Here is a 14,549-nt window from a genome sequence, read left to right as displayed (position 1 = left end):
AACCGGCCGTCATTCCCCGCGGGAGTGTTGGCGCCGCTTCTCGCGTCGTTCCCAGCGGCGGAAGGCGGCGCGGCGCCAGCGGTCGCGCAGACGCTCGTGCAGACGGGCAAACGCCGTTCGCGGGCCGACCAGGCGGTGGCGCGGGACAGCCGGTTCCAGCGCCAGGCCGACCGAGGTGAGCGCGCCGTCCTCCACGTCCCGGACGATCAGCTCCACGCCGCCCATGCGGATGCGGTCACCCGGTTCGAAGGCGCCGCTGAACTCGGCATCGAACAGGTCGCGCAGGGTCCGTTCCGCGTTGGTCAGTGACAGGGGCAGCCCGTACAGCTCCGCCAACTGCCCCACGGTGACGTCGGGCAGGAGCACCAGATCGCCATAAAAGTCACGGTCGTCCTGGGTCAGCGGGCGGGTACCGCCGAACAGCTTGTCGAGCAGGGCCAGCCGGTCCGGCGCGATGAACAGGTAGACGCGGTCGCCCGGTTGCAGCGGCCGCGCCTTGTGCAGCGGCACCACGCGCCCCTCGCGGATCACCAGCGATGGCCGGGCCCAGCGCGGCAGGCGCTGACCGCGGGCCACCGCGCAGGCGGGGTGGACGGTGTAGGCCACCAGCTCGTGCTCCGCCTCGCCGGGCAGCTCCAGCTCGACGCGTTCGACCGGGGCGGTGCGCGGCGGCACGATCAGGCGCAGCCAGCGCGCCATGGGGCGGATGGTCCAGCCCTGCACCACCAGCGATACGATCACCACGAGGAAGGCGGTGTTGAAGATCTCCTGCCCGTTGGGCAGGCCGCCCAGGATGGGCACCAGGGCCAGCAGGATGGACACCGCGCCGCGCAGACCGACCCAGCCGATGAAGGTCGTCTCGTTGGTGGTGAAGCGGAAGGGCAGCAGGCACAGCCACACCGCCAGGGGCCGCGCCACCAGCATCAGCACCACCGCCAGCGCCACCGCGGCCAGCGCCACCTCGCCGAAGGTGCGCGGCGTCGCCAGCAGGCCCAGCATCACGAACATGACGATCTGGCTGAGCCAGGTCAGGCCGCTGTGGAAGCGCCGCAGGCCCTGCGCCCCGCGCAGCGGCAGGTTGCCGGCGACCAGGCCGGCGACGTAGACGGCCAGGAAGCCGCTCCCTCCCAGCACGTTGGTAGCGGCGAAGACGAACAGGGCGAAGGTCAGAGACACCACCGGGTTCAGGCCCGACTCCAGGCGCGCCATGTTGATGAAGGCGACCAGCAGCGCGCCGCCGATGATACCGCCCAGCGCACCCCCGCCGAGTTGTGTCGCGAACATCAGCGCGATGCCCGTCGGTGTGCCCGCCTCCGGTGTGGTGGCCAGTTCCACCAGCATGACGGTCAGCAGGATCGCCATGGGGTCGTTGCTGCCGGATTCGATCTCCAGGGTCGATCGCACCCGTTCACGGATGGTGATGCCGCCCACCCGCAGCAGGAAGAACACCGCGGCGGCGTCGGTGGAGCTGACCACCGCCCCCACCAGCAACGCCTCCACCCAGCCGAGACCGAGCAGCCAGTGGGCTGCCACGCCGACGATGCCGGTGGTCAGCGCCACCCCGACCGTGGCCAGCGTCAGCGCCGGCCACGCAGCGGTGCGGTAGCTGTGGATGGGAGTGTCGAACCCGCTTTCGAACAGGATGACGGCCAGGGCGATGGAGCCGATGAGGAAGGCCATCGGCGCATCGCTGAAATAGATGCGGCCAATCCCGTCCTCGCCGGCCAGCAGGCCGACGGCGAGGAAGATCAGCAGCAGCGGCGTGCCCACCCGCATGGCGACGTAGCTGGTCAGAATGCTGGCGATCAGCAGCGTCGATCCCACCAGGATGAAATAGCTCGCCGCCTCCATCGCCCCCGCACCCGCCTGCCTTCGGCCGCCCGCCGGGGCGGCGCCAACCGGTTGAGTCCACCCGATTGCTGCGCCGCAAGCAAGGCTTTCGCATCGGCCCGGCCGTGAGCGCGGTTGTCACGGCGGCAGAGGTCTTGTCGCAGCCGCACCCCACCCCAACCTGCTATGGCGGGCGACGGAACCAATACGGAGATTGATCCCGTGGCACCCACCACGCGCGCCGGCCGGGCGCTTCCTTCCCTGATCGGCGCGATCGTCGCGCTGCACGGTGTCGTCGCAGCGGGGTCCGCTGCCGCCTCGGGGCTCGGGTTCGCCGACCGATTCGTTCGGTTGGACGGCGCATGGGGCGCACTGGAAGTGGGCGAAACGGCGGGAGCGCCGGCCCGTCTGATGGTGACGGGACCCGCCACCCGCTTCTGGCCACGCCAGGGGATCGGCAGCGGCGAGGCGGCCAAAGCCACCTATCTGGTGTCACCCTTCGGCGACCTTCAGGTGGGCGTCAGCTATGCACCCACCGTATTCGGTGCCAGCCTGGGCGACGCCCGCCACGTGATCGAGGGCGCGGTCCGCCATGCCACCCATCTGCGGGGCGCCGCTCTGGATTTCACCGTCGGGGGGGTGCGGGGACGGGCACGCAACCCGCTGCTGGCGGCACCCCTGCGTTCGCTGATGGCCGGCGGCGCGGTGACCTGGCGGCATCTCTCCTTCGGCGGCGCGGTGCGGGAGCAGACCGTGCCCGAGGTCACCCGCCGCAATTGGAGCGCCGGCATCGCCTATGAGACCGGCTCCTGGGGCGTGCGGGGTCAGATGGCGGGAACGCTGGAGGACGGCACACCGTCCTCCGGCGGATGGGATACCGGCGTACGGTACCGGCTGACCCCGGGCGTGGCGGTGACGGCGGCCGTTACCCGGACACGGTCCGAGGAGGAGACCACCGTCCTGCGCCTGGGTACCCGCATCGCGTTCTGAGCCCCGCCCCGGGTGCGCGCCGTCACGCGGCAAGGCGCCAGGTGCCGTCCGTCTGCTGGCAGGCGGTGCCGCGCGCCGCTTCCGTGCGGCCTTCCACATTGATGGTGTGGGTGTATTCGCGGCAGAGCTGGCCGCTGGCGTTGCGGTAGGTGTCGAGGGGCTGCACCGTTCCGCCATAGCCCGACTGCGGGTTGTTCCAGCTTACGGTGGAGTTCTGAGCCACTGCCTGCTGTTCCGCCGAGTGCGCGCGGGTGCGATCGGTCTGCCCGAAGTGGCGGGCGATCTCGCGACCGGCGTAGGCGCCGAGCAGTGTGCCGACCGCGGTCGCGGCGATCTGGCCGGTACCGCTGCCGATCTGCGAGCCGAGCAGCGCGCCGCCGGCGGCGCCGCCGAGCGTCCCGACGGTCTCCCCGGTGGTCATGCCGCCGAAGCCTCCTCCTTCGCACGCGGCCAGGGACAGGGCGAGCACGGCGCAGGCCGTCGTCTTGCCGAGCATCCTCATCGTCCGTTCCTCCGTTGCGGCTTGGTCTGCCCGGCAAACCGGCCCCGCATCCCGAAGTTCCGATGTGCGGACCGCGAATCCGCGGGCGGCATGATCGAATCCGGGGAGCAATCCGGGGCCTCGCGGTGTTTACCGACGGAATCCACGCTTTTGCGGAGTAAGGACATGACCCATCTGCGATTGATCGGAGCCGCCGCGGCCCTGCTGATGCTTGCGGCCTGCTCCACCGGCGGCGTCGTCGGAGGCACCGCCGGGGCGGCGGGCGGCTATGCGGTCGACGGACCGCGCGGTGCGGTGATCGGCGGTGCCGGCGGCGCCGTTCTCGGCGACATGATCGACTGACGGCGGCTTGCATCCGCCCTGTCGGACCATCCAGGGAGATCGTGATGATTAAGGGCTTCGCGGCCGTTCTTCTCGGCCTCATGTTGTTCGCCACCGCTGCGTGCGAGAACATGAACACGCAGCAGCGCCGGGCTCTGTACGGCGGCGGCATCGGTGCCGCCGGCGGCGCACTGATCGGTGGTGCCACCGGCGGCAATGTCGGCACCGGAGCGCTGATCGGCGGTGCGGCCGGTGCGGCCACCGGGGCGCTGACCCGGCCCGGCACGGTGCCCGGCGAGAACCTGTTCGACTGACGACCCCCGGCGGGACGGATGGGGCGGGTCAGGCCGGATGCGGTTCCCGTGGCGCTCCGCCGAACACGGCGAGGGCGTCCACGATGTCCGGCATGGCCCGTTCCACCGCCGCTTCGCCCTCGCGAATGCACTCGTCGGCGCGGTCGAACTCCAGCAGGCCGACGTGCCCCAGGCGGGGTGCCACCTGGACATCCGGCGGCTCCCCCGCCAGGCGCGAGCGGGTGATGCGGTCGGTGATGATGCCCAGGGCCGACACCATCACGCCGAACACGCTGGGCCCGTCGTAATCACGCCGGAAGATCCGCTTGGCCAGGGCGCCCATGGGCGAGATGGCCGGTCCATCCGGCGTCCGTCCGTCCAGCAGGTCCGTGAGGTCGAAGCCGGCCGCGGTCGGCAGGTTTGTGCCCGGCCGGCGAGCCTTGCCCGGCACGTCCGCTGCCAGGTTGACGGCGATGACCACCTGTGCGCCCAGGGCCCGGCAACACGACACGGGAACCGGGTTCACCAGCGCTCCATCCACCAGCCAACGCCCGTCCGCCGACGCCGGCGGGAAGACGCCGGGCAGGGAGATGGAGGCGCGCAGCGCATCCACCAGATCACCCCGTTGCAGCCACACCTCGTGCCCGCTCAACAGGTCGGTGGCGGTGGCGACGAAGGGGCAGGGCAGGTCCTCGATCCGGGTGGATCCCAGATGGCGGCGCATCTCCGCCACCAGCCGGTTGCCGCCGATCAGGCCGCCGCCGTTGCGCAGCCGCAGGTCCAGGTAGGAGACGATCTTCAGGCGCGTCAGGCCGCGCGCCCAGCCTTCCAGCGTGTCCAGTTGGCCGGCCAGGTGGCAGCCGCCCACCAGCGCCCCCACCGACGAGCCGGAGACCACGTCCGGCACGACGCCGCGCGCCGCAGCAGCGCCCGCAACACTCCGATGTGCGCCCAACCGCGGGCGACGCCGCCGCCCAGCGCCACGCCGATGCGCGGCCGTATCCGCACCGTTGAGCCATCCATCGCCATGCCGCCCTCCGCCGAACGGAGAAAGGGTTTTCGCCCCCATTATGACCAAAGGGGGATCAAGGAGCGGTTAACGGCCGCCGTCGGTGGACAAGCGCGGCACGGGTCGGGTATTGCCATCGCATCCCGGATGGAAGGCACCGACGTGACCACGAAGAAGGCAGAGCGGCTGCGCCTGGATGCGGCCACCGAAGAGTTGGCATTGCGCATGTGGCGGCAGTTCATCCGCCCCTACCGCGGCCGGCTGGTGCTGGCGATCCTGCTGATGGGCGTGGTGGCCGCGACAACCGGCGCCTACCCGCTGCTGATCGAGAAGTCCTACACCATGTTCGAGGCGCAGGACCCGCGCATGCTGCTGCTGGTCCCCGCCGCCATCATCGCGGTGACGACGCTGAAGGCGGTGTCCCTCTACGCCCAGACGGTGATGACCGCCGCGGTGGTGCAGCGCGTGATCACCGACGTGCGCATGGCCATGTTCGGGCACCTGCTGACCGCCGACCTGGCCCAGCTTCAGGCGGCCCCCACGGGGACCCTGACGTCGCGCTTCATCAACGACGTGGAGCAGATCCGCAACGCCCTGACCCGGACGCTGACCGGCCTGGTGCGCGACATCCTGACGGTGGTGGCGCTGGTCGGCGCCATGTTCTACCTGGACTGGCTGCTGTCGCTGATCGTCTTCGTCCTCTACCCGCTGGCGGCCATTCCCATCGTGCGCATCGGCCGCCACCTGCGCCGGGTGTCGCGCCAGACCCAGGCGCAGGTCGGCGACATGACCTCGCTGCTGACCGAGAGCCTGGCCGGCGCGCGCATGGTCAAGACCTTCCACCTCGAGGATTACGAGCGCCGCCGCGCGGCCGACGCGTTCGAGGCCAATTACGCCCTCACCATGAAGGCGACCCGCCAGCGCTCCCGCCTGGATCCGATGCTGGAGGTGCTGGGCGGCGTGGCGGTGGCTGCGGTCATCGCCTTCGCCGGGTGGCGGATGGCCACCGGTGCCGGCACGGTGGGGGAATTCACCGGCTTCATCGGCGCCCTGCTGATCGCCGCCCAGCCGGTGCGTGCCATCGGCACCCTGAACACCGCGCTTCAGGAGGGGCTGGCGGCGGCCCAGCGCATCTTCGAGCTGATCGACCGCAAGCCCGCCATCGCCGACCGGCCCGGTGCCGTGCCGCTGCGGGTGGAGCGGGCGGGAATCCGGCTGGAGGGCGTGCAGTTCGCGTACGAGGAGGGGGCGGCGACCCTGAAGGACCTGACGCTGGATGTGCCCCCCGGCAGCCGGGTGGCGCTGGTCGGGCGCAGCGGGGCCGGCAAATCGACGGTCTTCAACCTGATCCCGCGCCTCTACGACGTGACCGGCGGGCGGGTGCTGATCGACGGGCAGGACGTGCGCGACGTGACGCTGGCCAGCCTGCGCCGGGCGGTGGCGGTGGTCAGCCAGGACACGGTGCTGTTCAACGACACCGTGCGCGCCAACATCGCCTTCGGCCGCCCGGACGCCGATCCGGGAGCCATCGAGGCGGCGGCCCGGGCGGCGGCGGCCCACGACTTCATCGCCGCCCTGCCGGAGGGCTACGACACGGTGATCGGCGACCGCGGCCTGAAGCTGTCGGGCGGCGAGCGCCAGCGCCTGGCCCTGGCCCGCGCCTTCCTCAAGGATGCGCCCATCCTGCTGCTGGACGAGGCGACCAGCGCCCTGGATTCCGAATCCGAGCGGCTGGTGCAGGCGGCGCTCGACCGGCTGACGCAGGGGCGCACCACTCTGGTAATCGCCCACCGCTTGGCCACCGTGCGCACCGCCGACCGCATCGTGGTGATGGAGCAGGGCCAGGTGGTGGAGCAGGGCACCCACGACGCCCTGCTGGCGGCCGGCGGCGCCTACGCCCGGCTGTGCCGCCTGCAGTTCGGCGAGGAGGGGGTGGCCGCGGGGTGAGCGGCTACTCCCGCGCCAGCAGCCGGTCGACGACCGTGTCCGCCCACTGGCGGGAGCGGAAGTCGGCCTTGGCCTGCACCGGGTCGTAGACCCGGTCCACCCAGTCCCAGAAATCGATGGGATGGCGGGCGTTGTAGGCGGCGTACAGCTCGAAGAAATAGTCGAGGATGCCGGTCTTCGCCTGCTTGAAGTGGCCGTACTTCCAGTGGAGCTGGCGGGTCGCCGTTTCCAGCGGCACGCCTTCATGAATGAAGAGGTAGAGGGCCGCCATGAAGCCGGCGCGATCGGCGCCGGACTTGCAGTGCATCAGCGCCGGATACTCGATCCGCTCGAACAGGGCGCGGGCGGCGTGCAGCGTCTCCTTCTTCGGCATGTCGCGGGAGTTCACGGGAAAGTTCTCCAGCACCACCCCGGCGGCGGCGCAGGCTTCCCCCTCCAGGATGTAGGAGGCGCAGTCGCGGTGTCCGCGCAGGTTGACGATGGTGCGGATGCCCGCCGCGGCGGCCCGGCGCACATGCACCGGCGACGGCTGGCTCGACCGGTACATGCGCGGCGACAGGCGGTGCAGGTTGGCGTAGATCAGCCGGAAGCAGGCGTGGTCGATGAAGACCGATTCCAGGTGCCCCAGGGCGCGCTGCCACGGTGTCGCCATCGTCGCCCGGCTGCGCTTGATGCCGTCCGACAGGCCGGCGGCGTAACGGCGCAGCAACCACTTCTTCGCCAAGGATCACCTCGCATTGCGGCAGGCCGCCAACATAGGGAGTGCGGCGCGTCCGTCAAGTGCGCGGCGCGGCCGGCGCGGTGCGGTCCTGCAGGCGGTCCCACACCCCGTACGCCGCCGCAGCGGCCAGCACGATCTCCATGTACAGCTCGATCATGCCGGTGACGTAGAAGGCGGGGCAGCCGGTGTAGTGCTGCTCCCCCGGCTTGGCGGTGGGGACGATGGGTGCGGTGGACAGGCGGATGAACGGCTCGCCTCCGCCGTCGTTCAGGACGAACGCGCCCTGGTGCAGCGGCAGCACGTGGGTGGCCTGGTGGTCGGCCGCTTCGATGGCGCTGCCTTCCATGTAGCGCACCAGCATGCCCAGGCTGCCCATGGACAGCGGCAGCACCTGCTTCAGGCTGCGCCGGACCAGGGCGTCGTAGAAGGCCGCGTCGCGGCCGGGCAGCAGCAGCGGCGCCGCTTCGGCCAGGCTCCAGCAGACGTGCAGGGCGGTGTGGCTGCCGGTCTTGGTGATCGACAGCAGATCGTAGCCGCTCTTGGTGTAGAGGGCGGAGGTCTCCAGCATGCGGGCGAGGACGAAGCTGGCGGCGGCGCCGGCGGTGATGCCGTCGCCGGCCTGCCGGCAGGACTCCTCCTCCGCCAGCACGCCGGCCGCCCAGCGGGTGATGAGGGCGTCCAGCAGGTGGCAGGTGCAATCGCGCAGGAAGGCGCACAGGTCCTCCGCCGACAGGCCCGCCAGCGCCGCGGTATCGTCGGGATGGACGCCATAAGGGCTTTCCGGCGGCGGCGGCAGGCGCAGGCGCCCCTCGGCGTCCAGCGGCAGCCGGCCGACGATGAAGCGGCGCAGCGAATCATAAAGCACCGCGAGCGTGGTGTTCACCACCACCTTCTCCGGATCCTCCTGCCGCGTATCGTGGCGCACCGGGCACTGGCCGGCCAGCCGGCTGAACTCCGGATCGAAGAGGTAGCCGGGCTCCGCGGCGATGCGGTGCAGGATGTGGGCGACCGAAATGCGGGTGAGCCCGGCCTCGGCGTGGGCGGCGAGGTAGGCTTGGGCGAAGTCGTTGGGGCGGGTCATGGCGGTGGCGCGACGGTGGCGGATCAGCGTTCGGCCAGGCGCGCGTAGACGCCGTGGTCCCGGGCGATGGATGCCACCGTGTCCATGTAGAGCTTGATCAGGCCCGGCACATAGAAGGCGGGGCAGCCGGTGTAATGCTGCTCGTCCGGTTTGCGGAACGGGGTGATGGGCGCGGCGCGCAGACGGATCAGTCCGGCGTCGTCGAGGGCGAAGGCGGTCTGGTCCTTGGGCAGCAGGTGGATGGCCAGACCGTCCGGCGGCTCCATGCCGCTGGCCTCCATGTAGTGGACCAGCATGCCCAGGCTGGACACCGACAGGGGCACCACCTGCTTCAGGCTGCGCCGCACCAGATCGTCGTAGAAGGCGGCGTCGCGGCCCGGCACCAGCAGCGGTGCCGCCTCCACCAGCGACCAGCAGATGTGGATGGCGGTGTGGCTGCCGGTCTTGGTGATCGACAGCATGTCGTACCCGGCACGCTGGTACAGCTCCGATCCCTCCAGGATCGTGCGCAGCACGAAGCTGGCCGCGGCGACGGTGGTGATGGAACCGCCGCCCTGCTGCCGGCAGCGCTCCTCCTCCGCCAGCACCTCGGCCGCCCAGCGGGTGATCACCTCGTCCAGGAGATGGCAGGTGCTGTCGCGCAGGTAGGAGACCAGCACCTCCGGCGGCGCCGCGGCGCGCGCCGCCGGGTCGGCCAGCGCCTCCCGGTACGGCGAGCGGGGCGGCGGCACCAGCGGGATGCTGCCCGCGCCGTCGGCGGGCAGGTGGGTTTCCATGAACGTCTTCAGCCCGTGGAAGAGGAACGCCAGCAGCGTGTTGACGGCGACCTTGTCGCGGTCCTCCGGGTTGGTGCCGGCGTGCACCGGGCACTGGCCGCCGAAGCTCCGCAACTCCTCCCCGAACAGGAAGGCCGGGTCCTCGGCAATTCTTTGCAGGATGTGGGTGACCGAGACGCGGGCAAGGCCGAGGTCGGCGTGAGCGGCGGCGAACGCCTGCGCGAAGTCGTTGGAGCGGGACATCCGGTCGGAATTGGGCAGGAAGGGACATGCCACCCTAGGCGGGCGGGCGCCGGTGCGCAATGGCCGTCCCTGCGACATAAGTGCGATCCGCCGCCGCCCGGTTCCGCTCAGAGCAGGGCCGCCAGCACCACCGCGGCGCCCAGCAGCACGGCGCAGGCCCGCACGTAAACGGCCAGCGCCCGGTCGATGTCGGCGGGCGTGGCGGCGGTGCGGCCGGGGCCCATCCAGGCGTCCATGATCCGGGTGGCGCCGTAGGTGCGCGGGCCCCCCAGGCGCAGGTCGAGCGCGCCGGCCATCGCCGCCTCCGGCCAGCCGGCGTTGGGCGAGCGGTGGCGGCGGGCGTCCCGGCGCACCGAGGCGAGGGCGGCGCCGGCGTCGGCCCCCGGCGTCAGCCGCGCCCCGGCGGCGATCAGCAGCGCCGACAGGCGGGAGCCGGGCAGGTTGACCAGGTCGTCCAGGCGGGCGGCGGCCCAGCCGAAGCTCTTGTGGCGCGGCGTGCGGTGGCCGATCATGCTGTCGGCGGTGTTGATGGCCTTGTACAGCGCGATGCCCGGCAGGCCGCCGATCGCCAGCCAGACCGCCGGCGCCACGATCCCGTCGGAGAAGTTCTCCGCCAGGCTCTCGATGCCGGCCCGGCACACCCCGTGCTCGTCCAGGGTGGCCGGGTTGCGGCCGACGATGCGCCCCACCGCCGCCCGCCCGCCCTCCAGCCCGCCCAGACGCAGGGCGTGGGCCACCTCGAACACGTGATCGTAGAGACTGCGCTGAGCCAGCAGGGCGGAGGCCAGCGCCGCCTCCAGCAGCCAGCCGCCCGGCAGCACCCGGACCGCCGCGGCAACGGCGGCGGCCGCGACGCCGACCACCGTCAGCAGGATGGCCAGCGCCAGCACTCCGGCAAGCCGGCGCCGCCACGGCTCCGCGTCGTCGTGGTTGAGCATCCGGTCCAGCCGGTCTATGAGGGCACCGAACCACACCACCGGGTGGCCGATGCGGGCGAGCAAGGCGTCCGGGTAGCCGATGGCCGCCTCGATGATCAGGGCGGCGGCAAGGACGGACAGATGGGCGTCCACGGGGACTCCGGGGATTCGGTGCGGCGGGCGGGGAGGGTGATCATGGCGCAAACGGGGAACGGCACCAAGGGCGGAACGGTGCTGCACGGCGGCGACCTGGACGCCGCGCGCGCCGCCTTCCCCGGGGCGCCCGAACCGTGGATCGACCTGTCCACGGGGATCAACCCCTGGCCCTATCCGCTGCCGGATCTTCCCGCCGAGGCCTGGACCCGGCTGCCCGGTGCCGCGGCGGAGGAGCGGCTGCGCCGGACCGCCGCCCGGCGGTACGGCGCCGCCGGACCCGACCGGGTGGCGGCGGCGCCGGGGTCCCAGGCGCTGATCCAGGTGCTGCCGCGGCTGCGCCCGCCCGGCCGCGTCGCCGTGGCGGGCCCCACCTATGCCGAGCACGCCCGCGGCTGGGCCGCCGCCGGCCACGCGGTGGCGACCGTGGCGGCGGTGGCGGACGCGGGGGATGCGGACGTCGTCGTCGTCGTCAACCCCAACAACCCGGACGGCCGCATCGTGCCGCCCGACGAAATTCTGGCCGTGGCGGAGCGGCAGGCGGCCCGCGGCGGCTGGCTGGTGGTCGACGAGGCGTTCGCCGATGTGGCCCCCGCCGCGTCCGTGGCCGCGGCGGCGGGGGAGCGGCAGGGGCTGGTGGCGCTGCGGTCGTTCGGCAAGTTCTACGGACTGGCCGGGGTGCGCCTCGGATTCGCGCTGGCGGAGCCGGTGCTGGCGGCGGCGGTGCGTGCCGCGGTCGGGCCGTGGGCCGTGGCCGGCCCGGCGCTGGCCATCGGCACCGCGGCGCTGGAGGATGATGCCTGGGCGCAGGCGACGCGACGCCGGCTGGCCGATGCGTCGGCCGCCCTGGACCGCCGGCTGACCGGCGGCGGGCTGGTGGTGGACGGCGGGACCGATCTGTTCCGCCTGATCCGCGATGCCCGCGCACCGGCCCTGTACAGGGCGCTTGGCCGGGCGGGCATACTGGTCCGCCGATTTCCCGACCGCCCGGACCTGCTGCGCCTGGGCCTGCCCGCCGACGAAGACGCTGCGGTTCGGCTCTCGGATGTCGTGCGAGCCGCCGGAACGTGCTTCGGGGGCTAATCATCCGCGACAGAATGGCACACCGGTGATGGATTTCGCCATTGTCGCTACGCGTAAGCCGATAGCCCGATTGCGGTCATACAAAACGATGTGCAAAATCGGCAGATGTTGGACACGATTGCCCCCATGATGGCGCCGATGACCCGTGTCGAGGCCGGCTGGCAAAGCGCATGGGTGATGTTTGACGCCCTTCCGGCGGGTGTCTGCATCGCCGATCCGTCCGGTCGGATCGCTTACGCCAATCCATCCCTGCACGCGCTGCTCGGACGCGCACCCGGCGCGCTGGCCGGCAGCGACCTGGCGGCGCTTGGGTGGGACGCCGCTGATGCCGGACCGTCCGCGGACGGCGGCCATCAACGCTGTTTCGCGCGTCCCGACGGAACGGGTGTGCGGCTGAACGAGGTCGCGGGGCCGTTCACCGGGCCCGACGGCGTGACCTATGCCCTGCATGTCTTCACCGACGCCCCCCGCCACCGCACCGCCCGCAAGGCGGTCTTCCGGGACGCCGCGGACGCCGGCGCGATCGCCGGGGTCATCCACGCGATGGAGGACGCGCCTGACGACGCCCGCCTCGACGTCATACTGGAACAGAGTCCCATCGGCGTGTCCGTCTCGCGGCGCGACACCGGAATCATCCAGTTCGCCAACACCCGGTTCGCCGAGTTGGTGGGGCTGCCGCGCGATCGCATCGTCGGCTCGCGCGCCCGCGACTATTATGTGGATGACCACCAGCGCGGCCGGGTCGTCGAGGAGTTGAAGGGCTCCGGCTCAGTGCTCAACATGGAGGTGCAGTTCCGGCGCGCCGACGGCTCCGCCTTTTGGACGCTGTTCTCGGTGAACCAGGCCGTCATACAGGGGGTGGAGGTCAACCTCGCCTGGATCTACGACTATACGGAGCGGCGCAACATGGAGGAGGCGCTGCGTGACATGGCATCCAGGGACCCGCTGACGGGCATTTACAACCGCCGCTCCTTCATGGAGATGTCCCGGCAGGCGCTGGCACGGTCCAGCCGCTTTCACCAGCCCATGTCGGTTCTCGTTCTCGACGTCGACCACTTCAAGTCGGTCAACGACAGCTTCGGGCACGCCGTCGGTGACGACGCGTTGCGGGCGGTGGCCGGCGCCTGCCAGTCGATCCTGCGCGAGTACGACATCCTCGGCCGCCTGGGCGGGGAGGAGTTCATGGTCTGCCTTCCCGGCACCACCGTGGACGAAGCGCGCGTCGTCGCCGAGCGCCTGCGCCGCTACCTGGCGCGCCTGGGCATCGCCGGCCCGAATGGACGCTTCCACGTGACCGTCAGCATCGGCATTGCGGGGGTGGAGGGGGGGTGCGACACCCTCGATCAGGCCATTCACCGCGCCGATCTCGCCCTCTACCGCGCAAAGCGGGAAGGCCGCAACCGGGTTGTCCCGTACGAACCGGGGATGTGACGGCAGGCGGACGGCTCCCGGCGCCATCCAAGCGATTATTATCGCGTGTCTTCAACCCGTCTCCCGAGACTCTTTCTCCGGACTCCGGCGGTCCGTTTCGCCAACTGCGGTCTTGCAGGTGGAATTCGTCCGTCCATACTGCGTTTGCTGTATGACGCCGGGGCCGTGAAAGGAATACAGAAGATGAGCGTGTCACCCCGTTCGGCGACCACCATGAGCGCAACGCAACTCATCATTGAAAATGCGAATGCCACCGGGGCCGCGCTCATGGTGTTCGATCATGAGGATCGGGTTTGCCACTCGAACGAGAGGAATTCGAAAGTATTCTCGTTTCTCGACTTTTCGCGGTCGCCCACGTATGCGGACGTCTTCCGTGCGTCGCTGGAGCACCGCCGGTTCATCGGGCCCGAGCCTTACCGCGAGCCGGACGCCTGGCTATCGCAGGCCCAGCAGTTCCGGCGCAATCACCGCTTCGCGCAGTTTACGAAGGAGTATCCCGACGGACGGATATACCTGGTGACCCATGAGGTTCTGGCCGGCACCGGATCCTACCTCTGCCGCGTGGACATCACGGACAAGCTGGCGCAGTCCTTGCGCGGTTCGGGTCCGCTTCTCGGTCCGCGCGCCTGGCTCGGTGCGTTGGGGGGGCTGACGTCCAATCCACTGGACGCCAATTCCGGCGGGGTCGCGGTCATCACGGCGTCGGGCATTCTGGTGGACGCAAACAGCACCATGAGGGCGATGCTGGGAGAGTCCACCGCATTCGGGCTCATGGGCGGCCGCATCCGGTTCAGGATGCCGGCGGAGAACGATGATTTCTATACGAAACTCGCCGCGGTGCTGGCGAACGGCGATCCGAATGGCTTCGATCTTCTGCGGGTCAGCGGCGAGCAACAGGACGAGTATCTGGTGAAGGTGGCGCCGTTCTCCGTTCATACGGATCGGAGCGGGGCGGGAATGGCGATGGTCAGCGTGTTCGATCCCCATGAAACGGCAGACGTCCCGGCATCTGCGCTGACGACGATGTACGGCCTGACGCCGGCCGAATCCCGGGTCGCCCTGGCCATAGGCCAGGGGGATCGTCCGGAGCAGGTTGCCCAGAAGTATGGAACGTCACTCAACACCGTTCGCACGCAGCTTCAAACCGTGTTCGCCAAGATGGATATCGGCCGGCAGCCCGATCTGGTCAGGCTGGTCACGCGTCTGGCCCTGTTCTTCCGGCCGCGAATTCAGCCATAGGGCCGTTCAGGTT

The 14,549-nt window shown here is 70.9% G+C and carries 14 protein-coding genes; 7 read left to right on the top strand and 7 right to left on the bottom strand.

Annotation, left to right across the window (positions count from 1 at the left end):
* Positions 1 to 9 precede the first annotated feature (9 nt).
* Complete coding sequence (locus tag G472_RS30915) at positions 10 to 1,851, bottom strand: potassium/proton antiporter (protein WP_051340225.1); 1,842 nt, start codon at positions 1,849 to 1,851, stop codon at positions 10 to 12.
* A 201-nt stretch (positions 1,852 to 2,052) separates the two neighbouring features.
* Between G472_RS30915 and G472_RS0102930 the strand changes: the two genes are divergently transcribed.
* Entirely contained in the window at positions 2,053 to 2,820 is a 768-nt protein-coding gene (locus tag G472_RS0102930; RefSeq protein WP_029007178.1) for a porin, read from the top strand.
* A 22-nt stretch (positions 2,821 to 2,842) separates the two neighbouring features.
* Here the strand turns inward: G472_RS0102930 and G472_RS0102925 are convergent, their stop codons facing one another.
* Positions 2,843 to 3,322 carry an RT0821/Lpp0805 family surface protein gene (locus G472_RS0102925; protein ID WP_245593369.1) on the bottom strand — a complete coding sequence of 160 codons (480 nt, stop codon included), beginning with the start codon at positions 3,320 to 3,322 and terminating at the stop codon, positions 2,843 to 2,845.
* Between the two features lie 165 nt (positions 3,323 to 3,487).
* Between G472_RS0102925 and G472_RS39370 the strand changes: the two genes are divergently transcribed.
* A complete protein-coding gene (locus G472_RS39370) occupies positions 3,488 to 3,664 on the top strand; it encodes a hypothetical protein (RefSeq protein WP_169732766.1) in 177 nt (58 codons plus the stop codon).
* Positions 3,665 to 3,708: 44 nt separating this feature from the next.
* Positions 3,709 to 3,957, top strand: coding sequence for a hypothetical protein (locus G472_RS30910; protein ID WP_035690727.1), 249 nt, complete (start codon positions 3,709 to 3,711; stop codon positions 3,955 to 3,957).
* A 28-nt stretch (positions 3,958 to 3,985) separates the two neighbouring features.
* On the opposite strand, the gene G472_RS30905 is transcribed toward G472_RS30910, so the two are convergent.
* Positions 3,986 to 4,843, bottom strand: coding sequence for a patatin-like phospholipase family protein (locus G472_RS30905; protein WP_245593368.1), 858 nt, complete (start codon positions 4,841 to 4,843; stop codon positions 3,986 to 3,988).
* A 264-nt stretch (positions 4,844 to 5,107) separates the two neighbouring features.
* Here G472_RS30905 and G472_RS0102905 point away from each other — a divergent pair, with 264 nt between their 5' ends.
* Entirely contained in the window at positions 5,108 to 6,892 is a 1,785-nt protein-coding gene (locus G472_RS0102905; RefSeq protein ID WP_245593367.1) for an ABC transporter ATP-binding protein, read from the top strand.
* Between the two features lie 4 nt (positions 6,893 to 6,896).
* Here the strand turns inward: G472_RS0102905 and G472_RS0102900 are convergent, their stop codons facing one another.
* From G472_RS0102900 to cbiB, 4 genes are all read right to left on the bottom strand, one after another.
* Positions 6,897 to 7,616 carry a protein tyrosine phosphatase family protein gene (locus tag G472_RS0102900; protein ID WP_029007175.1) on the bottom strand — a complete coding sequence of 240 codons (720 nt, stop codon included), beginning with the start codon at positions 7,614 to 7,616 and terminating at the stop codon, positions 6,897 to 6,899.
* Positions 7,617 to 7,668: 52 nt separating this feature from the next.
* Positions 7,669 to 8,694 carry a hypothetical protein gene (locus tag G472_RS0102895; RefSeq protein WP_029007174.1) on the bottom strand — a complete coding sequence of 342 codons (1,026 nt, stop codon included), beginning with the start codon at positions 8,692 to 8,694 and terminating at the stop codon, positions 7,669 to 7,671.
* Between the two features lie 23 nt (positions 8,695 to 8,717).
* Complete coding sequence (locus tag G472_RS0102890) at positions 8,718 to 9,713, bottom strand: hypothetical protein (RefSeq protein ID WP_029007173.1); 996 nt, start codon at positions 9,711 to 9,713, stop codon at positions 8,718 to 8,720.
* Between the two features lie 107 nt (positions 9,714 to 9,820).
* Positions 9,821 to 10,783, bottom strand: a complete 963-nt coding sequence (gene cbiB / locus G472_RS0102885) for an adenosylcobinamide-phosphate synthase CbiB (RefSeq protein ID WP_029007172.1) — start codon at positions 10,781 to 10,783, stop codon at positions 9,821 to 9,823.
* A 42-nt stretch (positions 10,784 to 10,825) separates the two neighbouring features.
* Here cbiB and cobD point away from each other — a divergent pair, with 42 nt between their 5' ends.
* From cobD to G472_RS38635, 3 genes are all read left to right on the top strand, one after another.
* Complete coding sequence (gene cobD, locus G472_RS0102880) at positions 10,826 to 11,866, top strand: threonine-phosphate decarboxylase CobD (protein ID WP_035690725.1); 1,041 nt, start codon at positions 10,826 to 10,828, stop codon at positions 11,864 to 11,866.
* Positions 11,867 to 12,004: 138 nt separating this feature from the next.
* Positions 12,005 to 13,297 (top strand): sensor domain-containing diguanylate cyclase, encoded by a 1,293-nt coding sequence (locus tag G472_RS0102875; RefSeq protein ID WP_245593366.1) that lies wholly within the window; start codon positions 12,005 to 12,007, stop codon positions 13,295 to 13,297.
* A gap of 183 nt (positions 13,298 to 13,480) precedes the next feature.
* Complete coding sequence (locus tag G472_RS38635; protein WP_029007169.1) at positions 13,481 to 14,536, top strand: helix-turn-helix transcriptional regulator; 1,056 nt, start codon at positions 13,481 to 13,483, stop codon at positions 14,534 to 14,536.
* Positions 14,537 to 14,549: the final 13 nt, after the last annotated feature.

Origin of the sequence: Azospirillum halopraeferens DSM 3675, assembly GCF_000429625.1 — a bacterium.
In the GTDB taxonomy this organism is placed as follows: Bacteria; Pseudomonadota; Alphaproteobacteria; order Azospirillales; family Azospirillaceae; genus Azospirillum; species Azospirillum halopraeferens.
This window is presented reverse-complemented; position numbering and strand designations above follow the sequence as displayed.

Excerpts from the sequence above, each read along its gene's own strand:
- G472_RS0102890 (WP_029007173.1), bottom strand. The coding sequence starts at position 9,713 with ATGTCCCGCTCCAACGACTTCGCGCAGGCGTTCGCCGCCGCTCACGCC.
- G472_RS30910 (WP_035690727.1), top strand. The coding sequence starts at position 3,709 with ATGATTAAGGGCTTCGCGGCCGTTCTTCTCGGCCTCATGTTGTTCGCC.
- G472_RS0102925 (WP_245593369.1), bottom strand. The coding sequence starts at position 3,322 with ATGAGGATGCTCGGCAAGACGACGGCCTGCGCCGTGCTCGCCCTGTCC.
- G472_RS38635 (WP_029007169.1), top strand. The coding sequence starts at position 13,481 with ATGAGCGTGTCACCCCGTTCGGCGACCACCATGAGCGCAACGCAACTC.
- G472_RS0102895 (WP_029007174.1), bottom strand. The coding sequence starts at position 8,694 with ATGACCCGCCCCAACGACTTCGCCCAAGCCTACCTCGCCGCCCACGCC.
- G472_RS0102875 (WP_245593366.1), top strand. The coding sequence starts at position 12,005 with ATGACCCGTGTCGAGGCCGGCTGGCAAAGCGCATGGGTGATGTTTGAC.
- G472_RS30915 (WP_051340225.1), bottom strand. The coding sequence starts at position 1,851 with ATGGAGGCGGCGAGCTATTTCATCCTGGTGGGATCGACGCTGCTGATC.
- cobD (WP_035690725.1), top strand. The coding sequence starts at position 10,826 with ATGGCGCAAACGGGGAACGGCACCAAGGGCGGAACGGTGCTGCACGGC.
- G472_RS39370 (WP_169732766.1), top strand. The coding sequence starts at position 3,488 with ATGACCCATCTGCGATTGATCGGAGCCGCCGCGGCCCTGCTGATGCTT.